Here is a 25,322-nt window from a genome sequence, read left to right as displayed (position 1 = left end):
CTTTTTATTATAACATTCCGTTGGCTTCCACCCATTTAAAATGATAGGGATCCATAGAAACCTTCATCCGGTCAGAGATACGTTGTAAACGGTCGGGTAACTTAACCAAATAGTCTCTAGCGCGTTCTGCCTGATCAGACAATTCTCTTAAATTCTCTATTTCCCATGCACTATTTAGTTTTTTAAGGATATCTATATAATCTTGTGCCGTATACACTCCCAACCTTTGAGCACAGTTAGAAAACTGCTCAAAAGCTTCTCCTATACTACCGCCAGACTCTCTTAAAAAATGCGCAGGCATCACAATTTTTTTCTTCATCATATCTGCAAAAGCCAACACCATACCACTAGGGTCATGGTCCATAATAGTTTTCACAAACTCTTGATATGCAAAATGGTGACGCATTTCGTCCCCAGCAATGATGTTACACATTTTTGCCAATAAGGCATTCCCCTTTTGCTTCGCCAGTTTACCTACACGTTTATGAGAAATGTTTGTAGCTAGTTCTTGAAACGTAGTGTAGACAAAGTTTTTGTAGGGATCTCTATCTGTTCCTATATCAAAACCATCTGCAATTAAATGCTGGGTAGTAATTTCTATTTCTCTCATATTTACCCTTCCAGATAAATACAAATATTTATTAAGCACATCTCCATGACGATTTTCTTCCGCTGTCCAAGCACGTACCCATTTAGACCACCCGTTCTCTTTACCCATTTCGCTATGCTGATCCACACCTTCTACATCCATTAACCAAGATTCATAGGTAGGTAAAGCTTCTTCTGTAATAGTATCCGCTACAAGAGTAACCCAAAAATCGTATCCTAATTCCTTAGCTTCTTCTCTAATTTGCTCTACTTCATCAAAGAAAGTATCACTTTGCGAATCTGGTAAAAAATCTGTCGGTTGCCATATTTTTTCAATCGGCATAAGATACTTATCCATAAAACCTGCAACCTTAGGTTCTATGGCCTGCATCACTTCCAATCGTATATTTTTCAAAGACATAACTAGTTCTGTTTTGGTAAAGTTCCCAATAAAATATGTAATTACAGCTATATTTGGGCTTAATTTCTTCCCTTTTCGCTAGGATAAAGCGTGTGTACAGGGTCACTTTGCCAATATTCCTTTGTTGCAACATCCATGATTGTTAAAGCGCCCATAAAAGCCGCCCCAGTATCTACATTCCAAACATTGGCACCATTTTTAGGTACTGCTAAACCCGTTTTAGAAATAGGGGTATGCCCTATAAATATTTCGTTATAATGGGTTAGTCTCTTAGGAAAACGGGCGTCTTCTACAGATAATTCTGGATTCAATGCTTGTGCAAGCTCCCATAAGGTTCTATCCCAATAAAATGTTTTCTCAAAATATTCGTGCTCAATTCCTTTTAAGTTGGTGAACCCTGCATGTAAATAAAGGTTGTTATTGTTATCTACCCAATTATTTACCAGTTCTTCCTGTAGAAAATGAATATGCGACTCCCACGCTGCTCTTTCTCTTTTCTCGTAAGATGCTTTAGTGGCTGCCCCACCATGCAATAACCAAGTAGGGTTATCTTTGCCCTCAACTAACCAATCTAAACATAATTCGTCATGATTACCACGGATAAAAGTGCAATTATGCGTAGTATTTAATTGTATTAGATAGGCTATGGTTTCAAAAGCATCACTCCAAGAATCTACGTAATCCCCTAAAAATACTATATGGTCATCTGCGGTTACTGCGGCACGGTCTAAAACCTGCTCTACCGCACGCAAACCAGAATGTACATCGCCTATAACTAATGTTCTCATTACTCTAATCTTTGTAACAATATTAGAAACAATACCGGTCAACTAAGAAAAATTAAGGTAAAGTTTCACAGAATACCCTTGGATTAATTTTCTATGTAACTTGCAAGCCTAATACCAAAGGTGATGACAAAGATTTTTTGTGTAGGCGAATTGCTAATTGATTTTGTAGCGGAACACCAAGGAAGTGATTTGAGTAAGGCCAATGAATTTACAAAAAAAGCAGGTGGTGCCCCAGCCAACGTTGCTTGCGCCATAGCAAAATTAGGAGGCAAAAGTAGTTTTGTTGGTGCGGTTGGTAAAGACCCTTTTGGTACATTTTTATTAGATGTCTTGGCCAATGAACACGTGGATATTAGTAACGCTCAGCGCACTAAAAAATTTACCACCATGGCCTTTGTTTCTATTGCTGAAGATGGGGAACGTGATTTTGTTTTTTCTAGAGGCGCTGATAAAGAATTAAAGTACGATTCTAGCCTTAGAACTAAATTTCAAGGGCACATGCTACACTTTGGAGCGGCAACGGCGCTACTGGGCGGAAATTTGGAGGAAGCCTACACCCACTATCTTTTTGATGGGATTACTAAAGATTGCTTCATTAGTTTTGACCCAAATTATAGAAGTGATTTGTGGCAAGAGAAAGAAGAAAAATTCATTACCAAATGCAAAGGTTTTATAGAAAAATCTCACCTATGTAAATTCAGTAAAGAAGAAGCACTTTTACTTTCTGGTAAAGCAACAGTAGCAGATGCATGTAGCTATCTGCATGAGGCTGGCGCAAGAATTATTACGGTAACGCTAGGCAAAGAAGGTACTTATGTAAGTATGGCAGAAAGGCAAACTACGATACCTAGTATTAAAGTGAATCCTATAGATACTACAGGGGCTGGAGATGCTTTTATAGGCTGTCTTTTGTACCAAATAGCAAAATTGCCTAACCCAAAAGCAATCTTAGAAGATTTTGATGCCCTCACAGCTATGGTAGAAACGGCTAACAAGGCGGGTGCTATTACTACAACGCAGTTTGGCGCAATCGCTGCGCTACCCACTTTAGAAGATTTGGCAGTTTAGTTGTATTTTACTTTTCTAATAATTCGTAAGGCTTCTTTTAGCTCCAGATAAATGTTTTTATCGTAGGCTTTAAGCACTGGTCTAGCCTTTTCCATTTGGTCTTTAGCCTCTTCAAAACCATTTAAATAACAGATTAACAAAGTATCTGGTAGGTGCTCTAAATCCTTTTTTTCTGAACTGTTTAAGGTGATTTTATTTGATAATTTTTGAAGTAAGGCATTGGTGCTATTGTATAGGTGATAGAGTGATTTTCTATCGTACTGTGGTGGCTCAAATAAAAGATTGCTTGTTATTTTATACTTTCCATTTTCAAAAAACCTTATAGTCACTTCCTCTAGTTGGTAATATTTTTGATTTTTTCCTAAACCTAATTGTACGTACTCTAGTATATTAAACGTATCATCGTTATAATGAATAGAAACCTCATCTAAGGCTGAATAAAATAGTTTTACCTGCTCATTTATCAGTTCTATATCTACCCTAGAATAATAGGTTTGGTCTTTTACTTTTTTAGTATTCCCTGCCCAACAGACCACAAATTGTTCTTTAAACACTTTGTAATTGCTGGTTAAATCTGGATGTTTATGGTTGATAAAATCTATGACTCCATCTAAGGTTAGTTCTATATTGTTACGCGCATGTTGTTCTAGTGTGGCCACCTTGTCTGAATTAATATCTTTTAACTCAATATCAAAAACTTTAGGCAAGCTTATACTACCTTCTCTAAAAAACACAGAACCTCCGTAATACTTCCAAATATTTTTTCTTAGCGAACAAACCCTACCGTTACTAGTAATGGTTACAAGACCCACCACCTTGCCTTCTGGCAAATGTGGAAAGGGTATATTTTCATAGGCTATTAATGGCGGATTGTCTAAATAGGCGTTAACTAGGTTTTGTATTTTACTATCATCAAAGAAATCTACACCAACAATAGTATTATCTGCATCTTCCACACCAATAACAATGTAGGAGTTATTTTTAGGGTTACTATTAGCAAGTGCACAGACGTGTTTTAGAAACTTAGCCTTACCTTCTTTTTCTCCAATAGATATAAAACGTTTTTTATCATAGAAACTATTCTCATCATTATGCGCCAATAGGTTTTTAATGAGGAGACGTTTGTTAATCATGCATTTTTATTTATCACGGTAGAACTAGCTTGGGCGGTGGGCATCACTACTAAATCTGCAATATTTACGTGGTAGGGCCTGGTCACCACAAAATGGATAATGTCTGCTATGTCTTCTGGTTTTAAGGGCTGGTAACCTTGATACACTTTAGATGCACGTTCTTCATCGCCCTTAAACCTTACTTCACTAAACTCTGTTGCTACCAAACCTGGGTTAATAGCACCCACACGTATACCATATTGGTTTAAATCTAAACGCATCCCTTTGTTAATAGCATCTACTGCGTGTTTACTTGCGCAGTACACATTACCGTTTGGGTATACCTCTTTACCTGCCGTAGAACCAATATGAATTATATGACCTGCCCTACGGGCAACCATTTGTGGCATAACGGCCTTACTTACATACAATAAGCCCTTAACATTAATATCTAACATAGCATCCCAATCATCTATATTACCCCTTTGTATAGGGTCTAATCCATGGGCATTGCCAGCATTGTTTATAAGTATATCTATTTCAGAAAATGCATCTGGCAGATTTTCAATTGCATGGAACACAGCATGCTTGTCTCTAACGTCAAAAGATAAAGTAGTAACCGCAGTTTTAGGACTAAGTTCTTGCATTAAGCTTTCTAGCCTTTCCGTTCTTCTACCACAAAGAATCAACTTAAAATTGCCTTTATGCGCAAAGTACTTAGCAGTTTCTTTCCCTATACCACTGGTAGCACCAGTTATTAATACAGTTTTTTCCATTTATGGTACTTCGTTTCCTTGAGATGCTTCTAAAAGTAAAAACCAATCTTGTAATTCTAAATCTATTGCTGCTGCGTTTAAAGAATTTACTAGCCGTTCTTTATTCGCAGTCCCTACTACGGGAAATACACCCGCTGGGTGTTTTATTAAAAAAGCCAAAAGCAACATACTTTCATCTACATTGTACTTTTCTGCTAGACTAGCAAGCACTTGTTTAATCCTATTGTTTTGCGCAGTATCTTCTCTAAAATAGCTACCTAATGGACTCCATGCCATGGCCATTCTATTATTTGCCAAGCAATCATCAAAAGTGCCGTTATAAATAGGGTCTAAATGTGTTAGAGAAAATTCTACCTGATTTGCCTCTACCTTAACCTCTTTTTCTATTACAGCTATCTGTGCAGGATTAAAATTAGACACCCCAAACTGTTTTATTTTCCCTTGTTCTTTAAGCATATTAATTGCTTTAGATACCTCTTCTGGGTGTAATAAAGGACTTGGTCTATGTAATAAAAACAAATCCAAATAATCGGTTTGTAATTGTGCTAAACTGCGTTCTGCGGAAGAAATAATATAAGCAGCATCATACTGGTAATGTTTTACCTTATTGGTTCGACCGCTAGTCATTTGTATACCGCACTTAGATACCAATTGTATATTCTCTCTCGCTATACCGGCTTCCTTAAAAGCAGAACCAAAAAGCTGTTCGTTTCCATAGTCCCCATAAATATCGGCATGATCAAAAGTAGTAATGTTGTTGGTATAACAATGCTGTATTAAATCTACCATTTGGGTGTTGGTCAATTGTTTGCCCCAACTACCCCACGTCATGGTACCAGCAAATATTTTAGAGTATTTAACATTCATTGGCATAGGTTTAGAAAATTAGTGATTATTACCTTAAATCCTTGCCAAAACTAAGGCTTTAGAACTTATTTTAACCAATTATTAACAGAGCGATTTTAAATTAATTTTCATTTTGCGGAATGTTAAATTTCTGGATAGATTAACGTTAATCAACAGTTGCATATGGAAGAAAATACTACGATAGATATTGCTGCCGTAAATGAGAAAATAGCTCGGGAGAGTGCGTTTATAGACTTGCTTAAGCAAGAGATGAACAAAGTCATCGTAGGCCAAAAACATATGGTAGAGCGCCTACTTATTGGGCTTTTAGGTCAAGGTCATATTTTGCTAGAAGGTGTTCCTGGACTTGCAAAAACACTGGCAATTAACACTTTATCTAAAGCGGTTAAAGGTAGCTTTAGTAGAATACAATTTACACCAGATTTGCTGCCTGCAGATGTTGTAGGTACGCTTATTTACAATATGAAGGAGAACGATTTCTCTATTAAAAAAGGCCCCATATTTGCCAACTTTGTATTAGCAGATGAGATAAACCGTGCTCCTGCTAAAGTACAGTCTGCACTATTAGAAGCTATGCAAGAAAAGCAGGTAACTATTGGGGATGAGACCTTTAAATTAGAGGCACCGTTCTTAGTTATGGCCACACAAAACCCTGTAGAACAAGAAGGCACATATCCTTTGCCAGAAGCACAGGTAGACCGTTTTATGCTTAAAACTGTTATAGACTACCCTAAACTTACAGAAGAACAGTTAATCATTAGACAAAATCTAAGCGGTACTAAAACTGTCGTTAACCCCGTGGTTACTGTAGACCAAATTTTAAGTGCTCAAAAAGCTGTGAAAGAGGTTTACATGGATGAAAAAATAGAAAAGTATATTCTTGATTTGATTTTTGCTACGCGATATCCAGAGAAATATAATTTAGAACAGCTAAAACCACTTATTAGCTTTGGCGCTTCCCCTAGAGGTAGTATTAACCTAGCTACAGCATCTAAATGTTACGCATTTATTAAGCAACGTGGTTATGTAGTGCCAGAAGATGTTAGGGCTGTAGTGCACGATATTTTGCGTCACAGAATAGGCATCACTTATGAAGCTGAAGCAGAAAACATTACTTCAGAAGAAATCATCAATAAAATAGTAAACCAAGTAGAGGTACCTTAATAGTTTAAAAGCTGACACGGCTATTGGATTCGTGTTTTATGTTAATCTATTTACCAACACAGTTTACGCTCTATGGATACAAAAGAACTTCTAAAAAAGGTACGAAAAATTGAAATCAAAACACGTCGCTTATCAGACCACGTGTTTGGTGGAGAATACCATTCTACCTTTAAAGGAAGGGGTATGACGTTTAGTGAGGTTCGCCAATACCAATTTGGAGATGATGTACGTTCCATTGACTGGAATGTTACAGCTAGATACAACGAGCCATTTGTAAAGGTTTTTGAGGAAGAGCGAGAATTAACCATGATGCTCATGGTAGATGTGAGTGGCTCAGAATTGTTTGGTACTGCTAATCAATTTAAAAAAGAAATCTTAGTAGAGATTTCTGCAACCTTAGCGTTTTCTGCTTTGCAGAATAATGACAAAGTAGGTCTTATTCTTTTTTCTGATGAGGTTGAACTTTTTATTCCACCCAAAAAAGGCAGAAGTCATATTCTAAGAATTATAAGGGAGTTATTAGAGTTTGAGCCTAAAAGTAATAAAACCAATATTGCAGAAGCTTTAAAGTTCTTGAGTAACGTCATGAAAAAAAAGGCAATTGTTTTTGTGCTATCAGATTTTATTGCTGAAGACTATGCAGATACTCTTAAAATTGCTGGGAATAAGCATGATGTTACAGGCATCCGTGTTTATGACGAAAAGGAAGAGTATATCCCTAACTTGGGAATGATACAAGTAAAGGACGCAGAAACTGGAGCTACTAAGTTGATAAATACTAGTTCTAAACAGATTAGAAATGAGTATGGCAAGTACCATGTAGAGCGCTCAGATTATTTTAAAAGCGCATTCACCAAATCTGGCAGTGGCACCATCAGTTGCCGAGTAGACGAGAGCTATGTAAAAAAATTATTGGGCTATTTTAAGAACAGGGGGTAGAAAGACATGAAGTTAGCCACGACACATATTAAATTGACTAGCCTGCTTACATGCAGTTTTCTTTTATGCACTTTTATCTTTGCACAAGCACAGTCTTCCACAGTTTCTGCTGCTGTAGACTCTACCCACATTAAAATAGGGGAGCAAATTAAATACACCATCACGGTAGAAACAGACTCTTTAAACTTGGTCAGTTTTCCAGAAGATCAAACATTTTCTCCGTTAGAAATGGTAGAGGCTTTAAAAATAGACACTACTAAAAAGAAAGATAGGGTTACTCTACAACGTATTTATGCACTAACGCAATTTGATAGCGGCACTTACACCATACCACCCCAACGTATTGCCATAGACGAAAAACCTTTTTTTACAGACTCTTTCCGTATAAAAGTTGCCGATGTTGCCGTAGATACTACCAAACAAAAAATGTACGACATTAAGCCCTTGGTACAGGTAGAAAAAAGTTATACTAACATCCTAAAATATATAGTTTTTGCACTAGCTGCATTAGCTATTCTTGGAGCACTTTTTTATTGGTTTGTTCTACGCAAAAAACCACTTACCGAAGAAGAAAAAATTGCTTTACTACCTCCATATGACCGCGCCTTAAAACAACTGAAAGAGTTAGAGAATTCAAGATATCTTATCCAAGATGAATACAAAAAGTACTACTCTGAACTTACAGATATTGTACGGGCCTACTTAGAAGAAGATGTGCATATTTCTGCCATGGAAAGTACCACAGACCAACTTATTGAGCGCTTAGAGTTATTAAAGGACGCTGGTGAGCTTAGCTTAGATGATGATACCATTACCCAGTTTAAAAAGGTATTACAGACCGCAGATTTGGTAAAATTTGCCAAGTCTAAACCAGATATATCCATTGCAGAATCTGACCGAAGCGCTGTTGAAAAAATTGTTGTCAAAACCAAAGAAGCCCTGCCAGAACCAACAGAAGACGATTTATTAGAAAATGAAGCATACTTAGAAGCTTACGCAGCAGAAAAACGCAAGAAACGCATTTATATAGGCATTGGCGTTCTAGCAGGCTTATTGGTATTAGGCACCGGGATATCTGTAGCATACTTTGGGTTTAAAACCGTAAAAGACACCCTTTTTGGCTACCCCACTAAAGAATTATTAGAAAAGGAATGGGTAAAAAGCCACTATGGTGTACCTGCTATAGAATTAGAAACTCCAGAGGTTTTAATCCGCAAAGAAATAGCCATTCCAGAAGATGCAAAAGAGGTAATACAAACCAATGGAACCTTTGCCTACGGTAACTACCTAAGCCTGTTTTCCATCACTGTCAACAGCACCCTTTATAAAGAACAAATAGAACCAGATATGGAGGCTGCTGTAGGCGCTTTCTTAGGCTCTCTAGAAAAGAATGGAATTAAAAACATTTTACCTAAAGAAGATGAGTTCTATACAAAAAGTGGTAAACCTGGTGCTAAAATTTACGGCACTGGTCAGTATACCGGAGAAGGACCAATGAATAATAAGCGTTTTAAATTTACAGGCTTACTTTTTGGCGGAAAAGGTTTTACTCAACAGGTATATATTACTTGGGAAGAAGACGATGCTTATGCAGAACAAATTGTAGAACGGATTTTGGCTACGGTCGATGTTAAAACGGAGATGTGATGTTTAAAGGTATAGAGTTTGCAAATCCCGAGTTCTTTTGGCTGCTTTTAGCATTACCCCTAGCTGTTGTGTGGTATGTATTTACTCATAAAAAACAGACCGCTTCTTTAAAGCTATCTAGTACCAATGCATTTAAAACCACTAGTATATGGTCTAAGTTAAGACCTGTTTTACTTGCTTTACGCCTTTTGGCTTTAGCAAGTATCATTACCGCTCTGGCAAGACCACAGACAGAAGATATCTCTACCCGTACTAAAACCACAAAAGGTATAGACATAGTAATGGCGATAGATGTATCTTCTAGTATGCTGGCACGTGATTTAAAGCCAAATCGTTTGGCAGCCTTAAAAGAAGTAGCTGCAGATTTTATCAAAAAAAGACCCAATGACCGTATAGGCCTAGTGGCATATGCCGGGGAAAGCTATACTAAAACACCTATTACTAGTGATAAGTCTATTGTTTTAGGCGCCTTAAAAGAAATTAGGTATGGCCAGTTAGAAGATGGTACAGCCATTGGTATGGGTTTAGCCACCTCTGTCAATAGATTAAAAGAGAGTAAAGCAATAAGCAAAGTGATTATTTTGCTAACAGATGGCGTAAACAATAGTGGGTTTATTGAACCCCAAACTGCTGCCGATTTAGCGGTAGAATATGAAATTAAAACCTACACCATTGGCTTAGGTACCAACGGAAATGCGATTACACCTACTGGCTACAAAAGAGATGGCTCTTTTCAGTATGGCATGAGACAAGTAGAGATAGATGAAGAACTACTAAAGAATATTGCAGAAGTTACAGGTGGAAAATATTTTAGGGCGACAGACAATGAAAAATTAGAAGAAATCTATAACGAAATTAATAAGCTAGAGAAAACAGAGATAGAAGAGTTTAAATACTACAAATACGAAGAAAAATTTAGACCCTTATTATTTTTGGCAGGCGCTTTGTTACTAATAGAGTGGATATTACGTTCAACAATATTTAAAAGTTTTATTTAGATGGTGCAGTTTGATGAAACTTTATATTTCTATCTGTTGGGGATTATACCTGTTATAGTCCTGTTATTTTTGATGCTTCAAATATGGAAAAAAAGTAAGCAAAAAGCTTTTGCAAATGCCCCCATGCTTAAACGTTTGGCGCCAGACCGTTCTTTATTTAAATCTACCTTAAAACTTATTTTTCTGTTGCTAGGTATTACATGTTTGGTTATCGCACTAGCAAACCCAAAAATAGGCACCAAATTAGAGACCGTTAAAAGAGAAGGTGTAGATATCGTTTTTGCCGTAGATGTCTCTAAAAGTATGTTAGCAGAAGATATTGCGCCCAACCGTTTAGAAAAAGGGAAACGTTTAGTTTCAGAAATTATAAATCAATTAGCAAGTGACAGAATTGGTATTATCGCCTATGCTGGTCAAGCTTATCCACAACTACCTATAACCACTGATTACGGAGCAGCCAAAATGTTTTTACAAAGTATGAACACCGATATGCTTTCTAGTCAAGGTACCGCAATAAACTCTGCCATAGATTTAGCAAGTACCTATTTTGATGATGCAGAACAAACCAATAGAGTTCTATTTATCATCTCTGACGGCGAGGACCATTCTGAAGGCAATACAATTGATGCATTAGAAAACGCCATTAATCAAGGTATAAAAGTATACACCATTGGCGTTGGCAAAAGTAAAGGAGCACCAATACCAATTAAAAGAAATGGCATTGTAGAACGTCTTAAAAAAAATAATGAAGGAGACGTGGTTATTACCCGCCTTAATGAACCCGTTCTTACAGAGATTGCCCAGAAAGGTAATGGTGTATATATTAACGGTGATAATACAGAAGATGCCGTAAATTTTATTAAAGAAGAATTGGCCCAAATGGATAAGAAAGAATTTGAAGCCAAACAATTTGCTGAGTATAAAGACCAATTTCAATGGTTTGTTGCCCTAGCACTTTTCTTCTTATTTTTAGACATCTTTCTATTAGACCGTAAAACACAGTGGTTAAAAAAGTTGAACCTTTTTAATGAAGATGCAAATGAATAAGATTAAGGTACTTTTTATAGGTTTGGGACTAGTGACTACCATAGTAAATGCTCAGGAGGACACCCAAACTTTAAGAGAAAACAAAAAACTACTTAAAGAAAGTACGAACATTACGTATGATGCCAACAAGGCATTAAGTCAAAACAATTTTGTTGCGAGCGAGGCAGAATACCGTAAAGCTATTTCTAAGAGTGAAGCTAATGCCGCTGCTCCATATAACCTTGGTAGAGCATACTACAATCGTAATGCTATGGCAGAATCTTTTACCCGTTTTAAAGAAGCCGGAGAAAAAGCAGAAGCCAAGGAAACCAAGCATAAATCTTACCACAACATGGGGAATGTTTTTATGCGACAAAAAGAATACCAAAAAGCTGTAGAAGCATACAAGCAAGCCCTAAGAAATAACCCTACGGATGATGAAACGCGCTATAATTTAGCCTTGGCCAAGGAAATGCTTAAAAATGAGCAAGACCAAAATAAAAACGACCAAAATCAGGATCAGAACCAAGACCAAAATAAAGACCAAAACAAGGACAACCAAGAACAAAATCAAGACCAAAACCAAAACGGAGATCAAGACAAGGATAAAGAAGGGGAGCAAAAAGACGACCAAAATAAAGACCAGGGAGATCAAGGAGATAAAGGCCAAGAAAAGCCAGAAGAAAATAAGGAGGGAGAAGGTGATAAAAAAGAAGAACAAAAAAAGCAACCTAACCAAGGAGAAGAGCCTGAGCGCAAAGAACGGCCTAGACCCAACCAATTATCTAAACAGCAAATTCAAAATTTGCTAGAAGCCATGCAAAACGAAGAGAAAAAGGTTCAAGAAAAAATAGATGCCAAGAAAGTCAAAGGTCAAAAAATTAAAAACGAAAAAGATTGGTAATGCAATTAATTTCTAGCATTTATCGGTACGTATTTGTTTTCCTAGCGCTTATGGTAGGTAGTCTTACTTATGCTCAGACAGACAATGGCATTAGCTTTGAAGTTAAATTGAGTAAAGAAAAACTAGGTGTAAATGAAAGATTGCGGGTGGAGTTTATCATGAACAAAGATGGCGATAATTTTACACCTCCAAATTTTAATGGCTTCCAAGTGGTAATGGGTCCTTCTCAATCTATTAAATCTTCTTGGATAAACGGTAAAAGAAGCTTTTCTAAATCGTATAGCTACATTTTAAAGCCTACAGAAAAAGGAAGCTTTACAATTGAGCAAGCCACCATACAAATAGATGGTGAAACCTATAAAACGCTTCAAAAACAAATTATAGTCACGGATGCTGTAGACAATCCAAATGCCCCTAAAACTGCGGATGATATTGCGGATGAAAGCCTGCATCTGGTTGCAGAAGTCTCTAAAACAAGCCCTTATCTAAACGAAGCTGTTACGGTGATTTACAAATTATACATTGACCCCAATATTTCGGTTACCAATTTTAGACCCGTAGACAGTCCTAAATACAACAACTTTTGGAGTCAAGATATTCCTGTAACTAAGTACAATACCATCAACACTACGTATAAAAATAAGCCTTATCGTAGTGTAGTTTTAAAACGTGTAGTACTGTACCCACAAAAAGCTGGTAAATTAGATATTGAACCCCTTTCCTTAGAAGTTTTCGTTGAAGTGCCTACTGGCAAACGTGATTTTTTTGGAGGACGCATGTACGCTCAGGCTAGTAAATCTGTATCCGCTGGCAAACGTACTTTAAATGTTAAACCACTACCAGAAAATGGTAAGCCCGCTAATTTTGGAGGTGCTGTGGGTAATTTTTCTTTTACAGTCAATACCAATAAAACACAGCTAAATGCATCTGAATCCTTGCAAGCCACTGTTGCGGTAGAGGGCAAAGGGAACTTAAAACTTTTTCAGTTACCAGAACCCGAATTACCAAGCGCTTTAGAGGTATACGAACCAGAATATAAGGAAAGTGTAAAAACCTATGCAAACGGTATGCAGGGTAACGTAAAAAACAACTACACCATTGTCCCTGCATATAAAGGCAAATATCCCATACCAAGTATTGAATTCAGTTATTTTGACCCAGAAGCAGAGCAATACAAAACCATAGCTTCAGAAGAAATAATGGTGAATGTAATAGAAGGGCCTACTCCTAATGATGCTATAGCTGGTGCAGCTAAAACCAACAGCGTTCAGAAAATTGCAATTAATGCAAGCAACCAGTTTCATTTTATAAAGGTAAATCCCAATTTTACCAGCATAACTAAAGCCCCATTTTTTGGTTCTACACTATTCTATATATTGTTATTAGGGCCTTTAGCAGCAATTCCATTATTCATTCTATTGACCAAAAAACGAGATGCGCGTGCGCAAGATGTAGAAGGTACTAGATTGCGTAATGCTAATAGATTAGCCAAAAAATATTTGGGTACTGCTAAAAAAGAACTCAACAACAAAGATGGTTTCTATGTTGCTTTAGAAAAAGCTTTGCATAACTATCTTAAAGCCAAATTAAAAATCGAAACTTCTGAGTTTAGCAAGGATAAAATAACCGAATTACTTACTGCAAAGAAAGTTGATGATGCTACAATAGAAAAGTTTATTGCGCTTTTAAAAAGTTGTGAACTTGCTAGGTATAGCCCAGCAACTAATGTACAAATGCAAGAAGATTTTGAAAAGGCAAGTATGGTAATATCACAAATGGATAAGCAACTATGAGAAAGATTGTAAGCAGCTTATTGTTTGTTCTTTTTATAGGGTTAAGCGCATTTGCCCAAAACGAAGTCCTTTTTAACAAGGCTACAGAAGCCTATAATAAAGGAAATTATAGCACGGCTTTGGAGCACTATGAAACCATTTTGGACAATGGCAAGCATTCTGCAGAACTTTATTTTAACATGGGTAATTGCTATTACAAACTGGACGAGATTGGACTCAGCATTTATTATTATGAAAAGGCTAAACTCTTAAATCCAAAAGACCAAGAGATTCAAAATAATTTAGCCTACGCAGAAAACATGCGTTTAGATGCTATAGAAGCCATGCCTAAAACCGCTATGGCTCGTTTTAGAGATAGTACTCTATCCTTATTCACATACGATAATTGGGCACTCTTTGCCGTGTTACTATCCATTAGTTTTGTTATCCTTTATATTTTATACTATCGCAGTACATACGCCACGCAAAAACGAATCTTTTTTATTGGAGCTATGGTGGCCATATTCTTAAGTGTTGCTACCGTTACTCTTGCCTATTTCTCTTATGATGCGTTTAAGAAGGATAATCCGGCTATTGTTTTAAAACGAGAAATTGTAGTGAACACAGAACCGAACACCCAAAGTGAGCGTGTTTTTAGTTTACACGAGGGCACTAAGGTGAATATTCTAGAAAAATTAAATGGCTGGTTTAAAATTAAGATTGCAGATGGCCAAACAGGCTGGGTACAATCTAATACCATTAAATTATTGAAGGATTTTTAATTTATAATTAACTATCTTTCCATTTCAGGGCTATATTTTAGCCATCACACCTAACACAATATGCGCATAAAGCTAGCCTTATTTTTAAGCGTAATACTACTTAGCACCACCTTTTTACCGGTGCTACGCACAAGTATTGATAATAGTATTGTGCAGAATTTAACCGAAGAAGAATCCCAAGAATCTACCTGTGAAGATGCGTTAAAACCATTTGTTTTAAAAACATACACGGTAAATCTTATGGATAAAAATAAATTGCATTCAAAGAAATATGTAACTCACTACAATTTTTCAAAATTAAATATAGCTATAGAAGTTTTATCTCCTCCTCCAGAACTATTGTCTTAATTTTAAACTTATGCTTGTGGCACAAAAAGTTGACCTACTAGCATAATACAGCCGAATACCAATTTTTAAAAATTAATACAATGTTTAAGTATATTAAAAACGATTTACCGGCAAGTATTGTCGTATTCTTTGTAGCCTTACCTTTATGTTTAGGTATTGCTCTTGCCAGTGGCGCCCCATTATTTTCTGGCCTAATAGCGGGTATCATAGGGGGTATTGTTGTGGGTTCTTTAAGTGGATCGCAAATTGGCGTTAGCGGCCCAGCTGCAGGTTTAGCAGCTATTGTTCTTGCAGCTATTAGCACCTTAGGCGGATACCAAAACTTCTTGGTTGCCGTAGTTATAGGAGGTGTTATCCAAATTTTATTTGGTATTTTAAAAGCGGGAGTAATTGGATATTATTTTCCGTCTTCCGTAATTAAAGGTATGCTCACCGGAATTGGAATTATTATCATATTAAAGCAAATACCCCACTTTTTTGGGTTTGATAATGATCCAGAGGGCGACTTCTCCTATTTTCAAATAGATGGCGAGAACACCTTTACAGAAATATTTAATACCATAAGCGGTATAGTAGCAGGGAATTTAAGCGTGGGTGCCACTTTAATAGCAGTTGTTAGTTTGGCTATTCTTATTTTATGGGACAAGGTTCTAAGTAAAAAAGGAAAGATTTTTCAACTTATTCAAGGACCATTGGTGGCTGTTGCGCTTGGTATCATATTTTACATGCTAACAAAAGACCATGCTACTTTAGGAATCTCTAAAGACCATTTAGTTAGTGTGCCTGTACCGGATTCCTTCGATTCCTTTTTAGGGCAATTTAGCTTTCCTAATTTTGGTGCCATTGGTGACCCACAAATTTGGATTACTGGTTTTACTATTGCCTTGGTAGCAAGTTTAGAAACGTTACTTTGTGTAGAGGCCACGGATAAAATAGACCCTATGAAGCGGGTTACCCCAACCAACAGGGAGTTAATGGCTCAAGGTACGGGTAATATCATTTCTGGGATGATTGGTGGTTTACCTATAACACAGGTTATTGTTCGTAGCTCTGCCAACATACAATCTGGTGGTAAAACAAAACTTTCTGCTATTGTACACGGATTCTTTTTATTGATTTCCGTAATTCTTATCCCTACTTTGTTGAATAACATTCCACTCTCTGTTCTTGCAGCTGTTTTATTTATTGTTGGCTACAAATTGGCAAAACCAGCATTATTCAAAAAAATGTATGATTTAGGCTGGAAACAGTTTATACCCTTTATCGTTACCGTATTAGGAATCATCTTTACAGATTTATTGGTGGGGATTGGTCTAGGTTTAGCCGTGGGTATAGTAGTTATTCTTATCAAAAGTTACCAAAACTCGCATTTCTTGCATATTGAAGAATCCGAAAACCATAAAAAGGTTAAAATGACGTTGGCAGAAGAAGTAACCTTCTTTAACAAAGGGGCCATCCTCAAAGAGTTAGATAGCTTAGAAGAAAACTCTTATCTAGAACTAGATGTTACCAAAACTAGGTATCTAGATAATGATATTATCGAAATTTTGGAAGATTTTTCAGAAAAAGCCAAGAACAGAAATATCAATATTAAAATTATATCAGAACGTGGCGTAGTAGAAAATCCGCCTAGTTATATCAAATTTTTCAATTTAAAAAAGAAACAATCAGCATAGATATGAAAGCACATACCGCGGAAACACAGGCAACAATGACGCCTGAAAAGGCTATCGAGTTTTTAAAAGAAGGTAATCAGCGTTTTCAAGCTAACCTTAAAGCCAATAGAAATTTATTAGAACAAGTAAATGATACTAAAGACGGGCAATTCCCATTTGCTACTATATTAAGTTGTATAGACTCTAGAGTCTCTGCCGAGTTGGTTTTTGACCAAGGCCTTGGTGATATTTTTAGTGTACGTATTGCAGGTAATTTTGTAAACCAAGATATTCTTGGAAGCATGGAGTTTGCATGTAAATTGGCGGGCACTAAGGCTATTGTAGTTTTGGGTCATACCTCTTGCGGCGCTGTAAAAGGAGCGTGTGACCATGCTAGAATGGGCAATTTAACGGCATTAATCAACAAAATAGAGCCGGCCGTATTTGCCGTTAAAGAGCCTAAGGAAGAAGAAAAACGTAATTCTAAAAACCTAGAATTTGTAGATGCCGTTTCTAAAAAGAATGTAGAGCTTACGCTAGAAAATATTCGTAGCCAAAGTGTTATTCTAAAGGAAATGGAAGAAAAGGGAGAAATTAAAATTGTAGGCGCTATGTATGACATTGCCAGTGGCGAAGTAGAATTCTATTAAGCGCATTACCAAAATAAACATTAGGTCAACCTTAAAAGGTTGGCCTTTTTTATGTGAAATAATGGCTATCTTCCAACTTAAAGAACCAACGTATTATGTTTAAACATCTTAAAGGCGACCTCTTTGGCGGTCTTACCGCAGGTATTGTGGCCTTACCATTAGCACTAGCATTTGGGGTTAGTAGTGGTCTAGGGCCTACAGCCGGTTTATATGGCGCAATTTTTATTAGCTTTTTTGCCGCTCTGTTTGGGGGCACCAATACGCAAATTTCTGGCCCAACAGCTCCCATGACTGCAGTAAGTATGGTGGTAATTGCAGGTATCATGGCTACAAATGACGGTAATTTAGATAAGGCCTTACCCGTTATTTTGGCGGTTTTCCTATTGGCTGGTTTGCTACAAATAGTTCTTGGTTTTTTAAAATTAGGTGTTTATATAAAATACATACCCTACCCTGTAGTATCTGGGTTTATGACCGCTATTGGTGTAATTATATTAATTACGCAGATACTTCCTGCCATTGGCTACTACCCAAAACAAGATAATGCCTATGTAGCTGACTTTACTCAAAAAGCAGAAGCAGAATTATTAGCCAAAACACTAAAAGATAATCAAGGTGAAAATCTATTAACTATAAATCATTTTAAACAAACTATAGAAGAAGCTGCAGTCATTGCACCTACAGATATTGCTAAAGAAGCACAAAATTTAGCGGGTAAGAATGCATCTGGTGTAATTGGAACTATAAAAATATTACCTAGAGCCTTACAACATATTAATTGGTTAGAGTTTGGATTGGCTTTAGCGACCATTGCTATTATATACGGATTTAAAAAAATAACCACTGCTGTACCTAGTACCTTGGTCGCCTTAATCGTAGTTTCTGGTGTTGCCGTAGGTTTTGGATTGCCCTACATTCCAATCCAAGAAATACCAGCTGGCCTACCCACCCCACATTTTGAAATATTTTCTCAGTTTAGTTTTAGTGCGATAAGCCCGTATATCTTCACGGCACTCACTCTGGCATTACTGGGCGCAATAGATTCTTTGTTAACGTCGGTTGTAGCGGATAACATGACAAACACCAAGCACAAACCTAACAAGGAATTAATGGGGCAAGGCATTGGTAATACCATCGGCGCTCTTTTTGGAGGCATTCCTGGTGCTGGCGCAACCATTAGAACGGTAATTAATATAAAATCTGGAGGTAAAACACGACTAAGCGGAATGATAGCTGGGATTTTATTACTCATAATTCTGCTTGCCTTAGGGCCCGTTGCCTCTAAAATCCCAGCAGCCGTATTGGCTGGTATTTTGGTTACTGTAGGTATTGGAGTTATTGATTACAAAGGTTTAAAAGCCATTCCCTACTTGCCTAAAGACATAAAACTTGGTCCTATAAGATTGAGCTCAGAAATGGTAATTATGCTTGTAGTCATGGTGCTTTCTTCGGTTTGGAATTTGGTCTATGCAGTGGGTATTGGTTTGGTTATGGCCTCTTTAATTTTTATGAAGAAGATTGGCGACCTTACCGCTAAAAATTCTGTAGTTAAACAACTGCCACTAGAAGAAGCATGGGAAGACGAGCAGCAAATACCTACCGAAATTGACCAGAAAATCTTCATCAAACACATTAACGGTCCGTTGTTCTTTGGGTCTACCAATGAAATACAACAATTGTCTGCGCAGATACCAGAAACCGCAAATATTGTAGTGTTTAGAATGGATCGGATGCCTTATTTGGATAAATCTGGATTAAATGTGTTAGAAGATGTGATGCTCAATTTAACTACTAATGGGGTAAAATTGGCCGTAGTTGGCCTACGAGAACAACCTAAGCTGATGATGGAGAAAATTAATATTTTTCCAGAATTGGTGCCAGACGCACAAGTTTTTCCCAATTTTGAAACTTGCTTAACTTGGTTAAAAACCGAACTATAAGTAAAAAGCTGTATTATATAGTGTACTAAGAACAACGGTTCATTAGCAAATTGCCCTGATATTCTAGGACAATTTGCTAAATTTGCGCTCTCTAAAAGCCATCTAACAATGATAGATACCCTTAAGGAACATTTGGTAGCCGTAGAAAACTTTAGTTCACAATCTCCGGAAGAAATAGAAAACTTCAGGATTAAATACCTTGGCAAAAAGGGGTTGATGAACGAGTTTTTTGCCGCTTTTAAAACCATTCCTAACGAGCAAAAGAAAGAGTTTGGTCAGGTTATCAATCAATTAAAGCAAGCTGCTACAGAAAAAGTTAATGCACTTAAAGAGGCCTTAGAAGACCAGCAAGATACAGCGGGTATTTATGGCGATTTAACACGTCCGGGGCAACCCTTGGAACTAGGTGCAAGACATCCTATTTCTATTGTTAAAAATCAAATTATAGATATTTTTTCTAGAATTGGGTTTAATGTTTCCGAAGGCCCAGAAGTAGAGGACGACTGGCACAACTTTACAGCTCTAAATTTACCAGAATACCACCCTGCAAGAGATATGCAGGATACTTTCTTTATACAAACCAATCCAGATATTTTATTGCGTACGCACACCTCATCGGTACAAGTACGTTATATGGAGAACAATCAACCGCCAATTAGAACCATTTCTCCAGGACGCGTGTATAGAAATGAAGCAATATCTGCTCGTTCTCACTGCTTTTTTCATCAGGTAGAAGGTTTGTATGTGGACAAAGACGTTTCTTTTGCCGACTTAAAACAGACTTTACAATATTTTACCACAGAGATGTTTGGTAAGAGTAAAATTCGTTTGCGCCCTTCTTACTTTCCGTTTACGGAGCCTAGTGCAGAAGTAGATGTGTATTGGGGCTTAGAGACCGAAGCAGATTACCGTATGACCAAAGGTACGGGCTGGTTAGAAATTATGGGCTGTGGAATGGTTGATCCCAATGTACTTAAAAATTGCGGTATAGACCCAGAAGAATATTCTGGTTTTGCTTTTGGCATGGGTATAGACCGTATTGCCATGCTATTGCATCAAATTACGGATATTAGATTGTTAAGTGAGAATGATATTCGTTTCTTAAAACAATTCAAGAGCGCCCTTTAAGTTAGCATGAAAAAAGACATAGAAATTCCCATTGCTAAAGATGTCCATGTTGTTATCGCACAAGAATGGAATAAAGAGTTTTTAGCTAAAGATTGGAATGCCTACATCATCAATAATAGAAAAGATGCCATAGAAATGGTGCTTGTAGTTTCTAAAGGATATTTAGGAGATAAAAAAACATCTACCATGCGCCACGGAATCGGCGTAATGGAAGCTAAGTCTTTTGCTAAAATTGAGTTAGTACAAGAAGATGTATTAGCATTGAAAAACGAATTCTTCGTTACCTTTTTTGCGGAAGATAAGCTTTTTGAAAAACGTTTTGTATTTCCAGAACATAGCGTAAAAGAAATTAACTTACAATCCATACCTATCCTAAATTTAGAGGGGGTATTGCCAGAGTAGTTTATTTTTTAAGAACAACACCCCTTAATTTTAACAGCCTTCATTCTATTTTAACAGTTTTTGAATGAAAAACACCCCTAAAACTGGCAATCTGTAGGTTTTACTGTGGATTAGCGCAATTGAAAAGTGTTAATTGGCATTATCTTGTTATACATTTCATAAAATATCTTATCAAAAACTGTAATATCGATAATATGACTAAGTCATTTTTATCGGTTTACCATTGGAAGTAAAATGGATTCCCAGTACTTTTAAAATGCTGACAATCAAAAAAATAACTTCTTTATGGATACTCCTATTTTAAATCGACGCAATTGGCTTAAAAAATCGGCTATTACTGCTGGTGGATTAATGGCTGCTCCGTATTTGGGCTTTTCTAAAACTAGTACCAATATTCCCGTGACTTTAGATCAACAAGGGAATATACTTTATAGTCCATTTTTTAAAGAATACCTTATTCCTACGCACACGGAATTTAAACCATTAAAGGCAAAGTTAAATGCCAATGAAAATCCTTATGGTCCATCGCCAAAAGCTGTTACGGCAATGACTGATGCTGTTAGTGGCGCTAACAGGTATGCTTGGAGAGAACTATTTCAGCTTATGGAAAAAATTGCAACGTTTGAAGGTGTTACCGCAAAAAACGTTATTATGGGTCCTGGTTCTTCTGATTTGTTGGAGAAAGCAGCAATGGTCTATTTTCAAAAAGGCGGTAATATAGTATCTGCAGACCCTGCCTACATGTCTTTGATTAAGGTTGCAGAAGCATGTGGAGCTACTTGGAAACCTGTACCGCTTAAGAAAGATTGGTCTCACGATTTAGACGCTATGGAAAAAGCTATAGACGCAGATACCAAATTAGTTTACATCTGTAATCCTAACAATCCAACAGGTACCCTTACAGAAAGTAAAAAACTACTAGACTTTTGCTCACGAGTATCAGAAAAGGTAACCGTATTTGTAGACGAAGCTTATTTATGGTATCTAGATGATGGTGCTAAGCATAGTATGGTTAAACTAGTAGCAGAAGGTAAAGACATTATTGTTGCGCGTACCTTTTCTAAAATACACGGTATGGCTGGGATTCGTGTAGGTTATGGAATTGCACCAGAAAAAACCTTAGATAAAATACAGAATATTACTAGAGGCGGTATGGGTATAAGCTACCCTTCTGTACTTGCAGCAATCGCTGCTATGGATGATGAGGAATTCATCAACTCTTCTAGAGAAAATAATGCAGAAGCAAGAGAATTTGTATATGCAAACCTTAAAAGTATGGGGATTGACTATGTGCCATCCTACACCTCATTCATCATCTTCCCTATTGCCTTAGATGGTAAAGAGTTTTTAAGTAAAATGGCTGCCCAAGAAGTAGGGGTTAGAGCCTTCAACTTTATGGATAAAAATTGGTGCAGAGTTAGTATGGGTACTATGCCAGAGATGCAACTCTTTGTAGATGCATTGCAAAAAGTAATTGTTTAATCAAAAAATTGTTGGGGGTGGGGTTTCAAAAAATTCTAGTATTCTTAATTTTTATAGGTATCGGTCTAGTTCTAAAGACCAAGTTTAAGTCAAAATCAGAAATTACCGGATTAAAGAAGGTAATTCTTAACCTAGCCCTACCCGCCACTATCTTTATAGCGCTGTTAAGTGTAGATGTAAAAGGTGAGCTTCTCTTATTACCCGTGCTTGCATTAGCACTTAATTTTATTCTTTACTTTACTGCGCCATTAGTATTACCTACTATAGGTATTGAAAAAAACAGTCCAAACTATAACACCGTAAGACTGCTTTTCCCTTCCTTGGCTCCTGGGCTATCTTGTTTTCCGTTTGTACTCGAATTTTTAGGCGATTCTTTCCTTGCTCAGGCAGCAATGGCAGATTTGGGTAATAAGATTTTCGTATTAATTATTCTTTATTTAATTGCCATGCAATGGTATCTCAAAAAACATGCTAAGGCCACTAAGTTTAACAAAGCAAAACTTTTAGACTTGCTAAAAGTACTCGCTTTTGAACCCGTTAACCTCTTTATTGCGGCTGCATTAATTTTAATGGTATTAGGGTTACACATGGAAAACCTCCCTTATGCGATAGCTGAGAGTTTATCTAGAATTAGCCTGTTGATGACTCCATTAGTTTTACTTTTTATTGGATTGGCTGTAAATATTCAGAAAAAACAATTTGCGCAGCTTTTTTCACTTTTAACCCTTAGAGCTGCCGCTAGTTTCCTAATAATAGGCCTATTATCTGTATTTATACCTATGGAAACCAACACTGTTTTGTTAGCCCTAGCATTCTCTTTAAGCGCCTGTAGTTTTTGGCCTTACGCCCATATTGCCGCTATAGAAACTATGGAAAATGATGTGGAAAGTCAGAAAAAAACTTTTAATGGCAACTTTGCTATTTCTATGTTGGCACTATCTTTTCCGCTATCTACTATTTTAATTATGGCTATACTTAACAGCGGAACAGTTTTTGGCAATCCTCTCTATTTGTTTTTAACTGCAGTTGCACTTTTTGTATGTGGCGCCATATACCCATCGCTTAAAGCACTTAAAACTAGAAGAAAACAAACTTGGAAAGAAGAGCCCGCTTACGAGGGCTAAAACACCCCTTCTAACAATAATTTAAGTATAACGCGTAAGCAATTATCTTTTTGCTAACAGTGTTTAAGAAAACTTTAGTTCTTTTTAGTTCGGTTAAAAACGAACTAACACTAATTTTGTCCCTTCAAAACTGGAATATATGTCTAGAGAAGAGGAAAAAAAACAATTAATAGAAGAACTGGGGATACACTTAGAGAATCAACATGAAATTCCTCCATTAGCAGCTCGTTTATATGCCATGTTAGTGGTTACTGACCGCGATGGCCTAAGTTTTGATGAGTGCCAAATGAGCAGATGCGCAAGCAAAAGCTCTATTTCCGCAGCCTTAAATCTCCTTTTAAAACTAGACCTGATAGATTACTTTACTAAACCAGGTGAACGTAAAAGATATTTTAGAACTACAGCTGCCGATGCTTTTTACATCAACAAGTTAGAAGAAAAACTTAAACGTATTGAGCAAGAAAACCGAATTATCACCAAAATCCGGAAATACAATAAAACGTATAACCCGGAAAAGTACCAAAGCAATTTAAAGCGAGCAGAAGTGTATCACACCTTTATAAAAAAGAGCGAAGAACTTCTGAGCAACACTTTAAAGACGTTAAAGGAAATAGACAATTACAATTAAACAACAGCAACAATTAGAACAATGAAAAAGATTGCAATAGGCCTAACGACTATAAGTCTTGTATTTTTTACTTCCTGTGGAAGTAAAAATGAAGGAGCGCAAGAACCACAACAGGCCCCACCACCTAGTTTAAAAGTGAGCAGCCTTAAAAAACAGAATGTTACTACTTTTGATAGTTATGCAACCACTATAGAAGGCAAACAAAACGTAGAGATTAGACCAAAAGTTTCTGGTTTTGTACAGAAAATTTATGTGGAAGAGGGTCAAAAAGTAAAGAAAGGACAACTGTTATTTAAATTAGAAACAGAATCTCTAAGTCAAGATGCGAATGCTGCAAAAGCTGCAGTGAATGCTGCACAGGTAGAGGTAGATAAACTAAAACCTTTAGTTGAAAAAAACATCATTAGTAATGTACAGTTAGAAACTGCAAAAGCTCAATTAGAGCAAGCCAAAAGCAGCTATCAGAGTATAACTGCAAATATTGGCTATAGCCGGGTAACAAGTCCTGTAGATGGGTATATTGGGGAAATACCTTTTAAGGTAGGAACCTTAGTGTCTAGCACTACAGCGCAACCGCTTACTACTGTTTCTGATATTAGTGAAGTACGCGCCTATTTTTCTTTAAACGAAAAAGAACTTTTAGAAATAAAAGAACGTGTAGCCAAAGAAGGCAGATATATAGACGTTAATAAAGCTCCAGAAGTAGAATTGATTATGATTAATGGCGAACCTTACGAACACAAAGGTAAAATTGCCATGGTAAACAGCATCATTAACAGTACTACTGGTAGTGTAACCTTACGGGCCGACTTTAAAAATCCCAAGTTAATACTAAGCTCAGGTAGCACAGGCGAAATTAAAATACCAACGGAGCAGAAAGACATCTTTGTAATTCCTAAAATGGCTACCCTAGATATACAAGGCAATAAACTGGTGTATGTACTCCAAGAAGATAATACCATAAAAACACAGCACATTAAAATAGTTGACCAGACAGATGCTGATTACTTGGTTTCTGAAGGGATAGAAGAAGGAACTACAATTGTGATAGAAGGTGTATCCAAACTAAGAGACGGGCAAGAGATTAGTCCGGTTAAATAACAACATACAGGA

General features: G+C 36.8%; 24 protein-coding genes. 19 read left to right on the top strand and 5 right to left on the bottom strand.

Features of this window, described 5'->3' with window-relative positions; translation table 11 throughout:
- Positions 1 to 7: 7 nt before the first annotated feature.
- Together FBT53_RS06940 and FBT53_RS06935 are read right to left on the bottom strand one after the other, a co-directional pair.
- Positions 8 to 1,009 (bottom strand): acyl-ACP desaturase, encoded by a 1,002-nt coding sequence (locus tag FBT53_RS06940; protein ID WP_136950438.1) that lies wholly within the window; start codon positions 1,007 to 1,009, stop codon positions 8 to 10.
- A 59-nt stretch (positions 1,010 to 1,068) separates the two neighbouring features.
- The gene (locus FBT53_RS06935; RefSeq protein ID WP_136950437.1) at positions 1,069 to 1,797 is read right to left on the bottom strand and encodes a metallophosphoesterase; all 729 of its coding nucleotides are present in this window, start codon (positions 1,795 to 1,797) and stop codon (positions 1,069 to 1,071) included.
- Between the two features lie 123 nt (positions 1,798 to 1,920).
- On the opposite strand from FBT53_RS06935, the gene FBT53_RS06930 reads away from it, so the two are divergent.
- A complete protein-coding gene (locus tag FBT53_RS06930; RefSeq protein WP_136950436.1) occupies positions 1,921 to 2,865 on the top strand; it encodes a carbohydrate kinase in 945 nt (314 codons plus the stop codon).
- On the opposite strand, the gene FBT53_RS06925 is transcribed toward FBT53_RS06930, so the two are convergent.
- From FBT53_RS06925 to FBT53_RS06915, 3 genes are read right to left on the bottom strand one after another with little or no spacing between them, the layout of a single operon-like run.
- Positions 2,862 to 3,998, bottom strand: a complete 1,137-nt coding sequence (locus tag FBT53_RS06925) for an ATP-binding protein (RefSeq protein WP_136950435.1) — start codon at positions 3,996 to 3,998, stop codon at positions 2,862 to 2,864. The genes FBT53_RS06930 and FBT53_RS06925 overlap by 4 nt on opposite strands.
- On the bottom strand, positions 3,995 to 4,753 hold the full coding sequence (locus tag FBT53_RS06920; RefSeq protein ID WP_136950434.1) for an SDR family NAD(P)-dependent oxidoreductase: 759 nt from the start codon (positions 4,751 to 4,753) through the stop codon (positions 3,995 to 3,997). The genes FBT53_RS06925 and FBT53_RS06920 overlap by 4 nt, the downstream gene beginning before the upstream one ends.
- Positions 4,754 to 5,620 carry an aldo/keto reductase family oxidoreductase gene (locus tag FBT53_RS06915; RefSeq protein WP_370323679.1) on the bottom strand — a complete coding sequence of 289 codons (867 nt, stop codon included), beginning with the start codon at positions 5,618 to 5,620 and terminating at the stop codon, positions 4,754 to 4,756. It abuts the gene before it with no gap.
- Between the two features lie 162 nt (positions 5,621 to 5,782).
- On the opposite strand from FBT53_RS06915, the gene FBT53_RS06910 reads away from it, so the two are divergent.
- From FBT53_RS06910 to FBT53_RS06825, 18 genes are all read left to right on the top strand, one after another.
- Positions 5,783 to 6,784, top strand: a complete 1,002-nt coding sequence (locus tag FBT53_RS06910; RefSeq protein ID WP_136950432.1) for a MoxR family ATPase — start codon at positions 5,783 to 5,785, stop codon at positions 6,782 to 6,784.
- 72 nt (positions 6,785 to 6,856) lie between these two features.
- Positions 6,857 to 7,723 carry a DUF58 domain-containing protein gene (locus tag FBT53_RS06905; protein ID WP_136950431.1) on the top strand — a complete coding sequence of 289 codons (867 nt, stop codon included), beginning with the start codon at positions 6,857 to 6,859 and terminating at the stop codon, positions 7,721 to 7,723.
- A gap of 6 nt (positions 7,724 to 7,729) precedes the next feature.
- A complete protein-coding gene (locus FBT53_RS06900; RefSeq protein ID WP_240729777.1) occupies positions 7,730 to 9,370 on the top strand; it encodes a BatD family protein in 1,641 nt (546 codons plus the stop codon).
- Positions 9,370 to 10,368 carry a VWA domain-containing protein gene (locus FBT53_RS06895; RefSeq protein ID WP_136950430.1) on the top strand — a complete coding sequence of 333 codons (999 nt, stop codon included), beginning with the start codon at positions 9,370 to 9,372 and terminating at the stop codon, positions 10,366 to 10,368. Before FBT53_RS06900 ends, FBT53_RS06895 begins: the two co-directional genes overlap by 1 nt.
- Positions 10,369 to 11,415 carry a VWA domain-containing protein gene (locus FBT53_RS06890; protein ID WP_136950429.1) on the top strand — a complete coding sequence of 349 codons (1,047 nt, stop codon included), beginning with the start codon at positions 10,369 to 10,371 and terminating at the stop codon, positions 11,413 to 11,415. It abuts the gene before it with no gap.
- Complete coding sequence (locus tag FBT53_RS06885; RefSeq protein ID WP_169630331.1) at positions 11,408 to 12,298, top strand: tetratricopeptide repeat protein; 891 nt, start codon at positions 11,408 to 11,410, stop codon at positions 12,296 to 12,298. The genes FBT53_RS06890 and FBT53_RS06885 overlap by 8 nt, the downstream gene beginning before the upstream one ends.
- Positions 12,298 to 14,091, top strand: a complete 1,794-nt coding sequence (locus tag FBT53_RS06880; RefSeq protein ID WP_136950427.1) for a BatD family protein — start codon at positions 12,298 to 12,300, stop codon at positions 14,089 to 14,091. The genes FBT53_RS06885 and FBT53_RS06880 overlap by 1 nt, the downstream gene beginning before the upstream one ends.
- A complete protein-coding gene (locus FBT53_RS06875) occupies positions 14,088 to 14,852 on the top strand; it encodes an SH3 domain-containing protein (protein ID WP_136950426.1) in 765 nt (254 codons plus the stop codon). The genes FBT53_RS06880 and FBT53_RS06875 overlap by 4 nt, the downstream gene beginning before the upstream one ends.
- 60 nt (positions 14,853 to 14,912) lie before the next feature.
- Positions 14,913 to 15,200, top strand: a complete 288-nt coding sequence (locus tag FBT53_RS06870) for a hypothetical protein (RefSeq protein WP_136950425.1) — start codon at positions 14,913 to 14,915, stop codon at positions 15,198 to 15,200.
- Between the two features lie 80 nt (positions 15,201 to 15,280).
- Complete coding sequence (locus tag FBT53_RS06865) at positions 15,281 to 16,876, top strand: SulP family inorganic anion transporter (protein ID WP_136950424.1); 1,596 nt, start codon at positions 15,281 to 15,283, stop codon at positions 16,874 to 16,876.
- Between the two features lie 2 nt (positions 16,877 to 16,878).
- Positions 16,879 to 17,505, top strand: coding sequence for a carbonic anhydrase family protein (locus FBT53_RS06860; RefSeq protein WP_136950423.1), 627 nt, complete (start codon positions 16,879 to 16,881; stop codon positions 17,503 to 17,505).
- A gap of 95 nt (positions 17,506 to 17,600) precedes the next feature.
- Positions 17,601 to 19,445, top strand: a complete 1,845-nt coding sequence (locus tag FBT53_RS06855; RefSeq protein WP_136950422.1) for a SulP family inorganic anion transporter — start codon at positions 17,601 to 17,603, stop codon at positions 19,443 to 19,445.
- A gap of 108 nt (positions 19,446 to 19,553) precedes the next feature.
- The gene (gene pheS, locus FBT53_RS06850; RefSeq protein ID WP_136950421.1) at positions 19,554 to 20,573 is read left to right on the top strand and encodes a phenylalanine--tRNA ligase subunit alpha; all 1,020 of its coding nucleotides are present in this window, start codon (positions 19,554 to 19,556) and stop codon (positions 20,571 to 20,573) included.
- Positions 20,574 to 20,579: 6 nt separating this feature from the next.
- Positions 20,580 to 20,975, top strand: coding sequence for a hypothetical protein (locus tag FBT53_RS06845; RefSeq protein ID WP_136950420.1), 396 nt, complete (start codon positions 20,580 to 20,582; stop codon positions 20,973 to 20,975).
- Between the two features lie 285 nt (positions 20,976 to 21,260).
- Positions 21,261 to 22,457 carry a histidinol-phosphate transaminase gene (locus tag FBT53_RS06840; protein ID WP_136950419.1) on the top strand — a complete coding sequence of 399 codons (1,197 nt, stop codon included), beginning with the start codon at positions 21,261 to 21,263 and terminating at the stop codon, positions 22,455 to 22,457.
- A 17-nt stretch (positions 22,458 to 22,474) separates the two neighbouring features.
- Positions 22,475 to 23,581 (top strand): permease, encoded by a 1,107-nt coding sequence (locus tag FBT53_RS06835; RefSeq protein WP_136950418.1) that lies wholly within the window; start codon positions 22,475 to 22,477, stop codon positions 23,579 to 23,581.
- A 139-nt stretch (positions 23,582 to 23,720) separates the two neighbouring features.
- Positions 23,721 to 24,209 carry a GbsR/MarR family transcriptional regulator gene (locus FBT53_RS06830; RefSeq protein WP_136950417.1) on the top strand — a complete coding sequence of 163 codons (489 nt, stop codon included), beginning with the start codon at positions 23,721 to 23,723 and terminating at the stop codon, positions 24,207 to 24,209.
- Between the two features lie 21 nt (positions 24,210 to 24,230).
- The gene (locus FBT53_RS06825) at positions 24,231 to 25,310 is read left to right on the top strand and encodes an efflux RND transporter periplasmic adaptor subunit (protein ID WP_136950416.1); all 1,080 of its coding nucleotides are present in this window, start codon (positions 24,231 to 24,233) and stop codon (positions 25,308 to 25,310) included.
- Positions 25,311 to 25,322 lie beyond the last annotated feature (12 nt).

Origin of the sequence: Flavobacterium sp. ASW18X, assembly GCF_005144745.1 — a bacterium.
Taxonomy (GTDB): domain Bacteria; phylum Bacteroidota; class Bacteroidia; order Flavobacteriales; family Flavobacteriaceae; genus Croceivirga.
Note: the sequence above shows the minus strand (reverse complement) of the source record. Positions and strands in the feature narration are given on the sequence as shown.

Coding starts and splice junctions, on each gene's coding strand:
- FBT53_RS06940 (WP_136950438.1), bottom strand. CDS start 1,009: ATGTCTTTGAAAAATATACGATTGGAAGTGATGCAGGCCATAGAACCT.
- FBT53_RS06935 (WP_136950437.1), bottom strand. CDS start 1,797: ATGAGAACATTAGTTATAGGCGATGTACATTCTGGTTTGCGTGCGGTA.
- FBT53_RS06930 (WP_136950436.1), top strand. CDS start 1,921: ATGACAAAGATTTTTTGTGTAGGCGAATTGCTAATTGATTTTGTAGCG.
- FBT53_RS06925 (WP_136950435.1), bottom strand. CDS start 3,998: ATGATTAACAAACGTCTCCTCATTAAAAACCTATTGGCGCATAATGAT.
- FBT53_RS06920 (WP_136950434.1), bottom strand. CDS start 4,753: ATGGAAAAAACTGTATTAATAACTGGTGCTACCAGTGGTATAGGGAAA.
- FBT53_RS06915 (WP_370323679.1), bottom strand. CDS start 5,620: ATGAATGTTAAATACTCTAAAATATTTGCTGGTACCATGACGTGGGGT.
- FBT53_RS06910 (WP_136950432.1), top strand. CDS start 5,783: ATGGAAGAAAATACTACGATAGATATTGCTGCCGTAAATGAGAAAATA.
- FBT53_RS06905 (WP_136950431.1), top strand. CDS start 6,857: ATGGATACAAAAGAACTTCTAAAAAAGGTACGAAAAATTGAAATCAAA.
- FBT53_RS06900 (WP_240729777.1), top strand. CDS start 7,730: ATGAAGTTAGCCACGACACATATTAAATTGACTAGCCTGCTTACATGC.
- FBT53_RS06895 (WP_136950430.1), top strand. CDS start 9,370: ATGTTTAAAGGTATAGAGTTTGCAAATCCCGAGTTCTTTTGGCTGCTT.
- FBT53_RS06890 (WP_136950429.1), top strand. CDS start 10,369: ATGGTGCAGTTTGATGAAACTTTATATTTCTATCTGTTGGGGATTATA.
- FBT53_RS06885 (WP_169630331.1), top strand. CDS start 11,408: ATGAATAAGATTAAGGTACTTTTTATAGGTTTGGGACTAGTGACTACC.
- FBT53_RS06880 (WP_136950427.1), top strand. CDS start 12,298: ATGCAATTAATTTCTAGCATTTATCGGTACGTATTTGTTTTCCTAGCG.
- FBT53_RS06875 (WP_136950426.1), top strand. CDS start 14,088: ATGAGAAAGATTGTAAGCAGCTTATTGTTTGTTCTTTTTATAGGGTTA.
- FBT53_RS06870 (WP_136950425.1), top strand. CDS start 14,913: ATGCGCATAAAGCTAGCCTTATTTTTAAGCGTAATACTACTTAGCACC.
- FBT53_RS06865 (WP_136950424.1), top strand. CDS start 15,281: ATGTTTAAGTATATTAAAAACGATTTACCGGCAAGTATTGTCGTATTC.
- FBT53_RS06860 (WP_136950423.1), top strand. CDS start 16,879: ATGAAAGCACATACCGCGGAAACACAGGCAACAATGACGCCTGAAAAG.
- FBT53_RS06855 (WP_136950422.1), top strand. CDS start 17,601: ATGTTTAAACATCTTAAAGGCGACCTCTTTGGCGGTCTTACCGCAGGT.
- pheS (WP_136950421.1), top strand. CDS start 19,554: ATGATAGATACCCTTAAGGAACATTTGGTAGCCGTAGAAAACTTTAGT.
- FBT53_RS06845 (WP_136950420.1), top strand. CDS start 20,580: ATGAAAAAAGACATAGAAATTCCCATTGCTAAAGATGTCCATGTTGTT.
- FBT53_RS06840 (WP_136950419.1), top strand. CDS start 21,261: ATGGATACTCCTATTTTAAATCGACGCAATTGGCTTAAAAAATCGGCT.
- FBT53_RS06830 (WP_136950417.1), top strand. CDS start 23,721: ATGTCTAGAGAAGAGGAAAAAAAACAATTAATAGAAGAACTGGGGATA.
- FBT53_RS06825 (WP_136950416.1), top strand. CDS start 24,231: ATGAAAAAGATTGCAATAGGCCTAACGACTATAAGTCTTGTATTTTTT.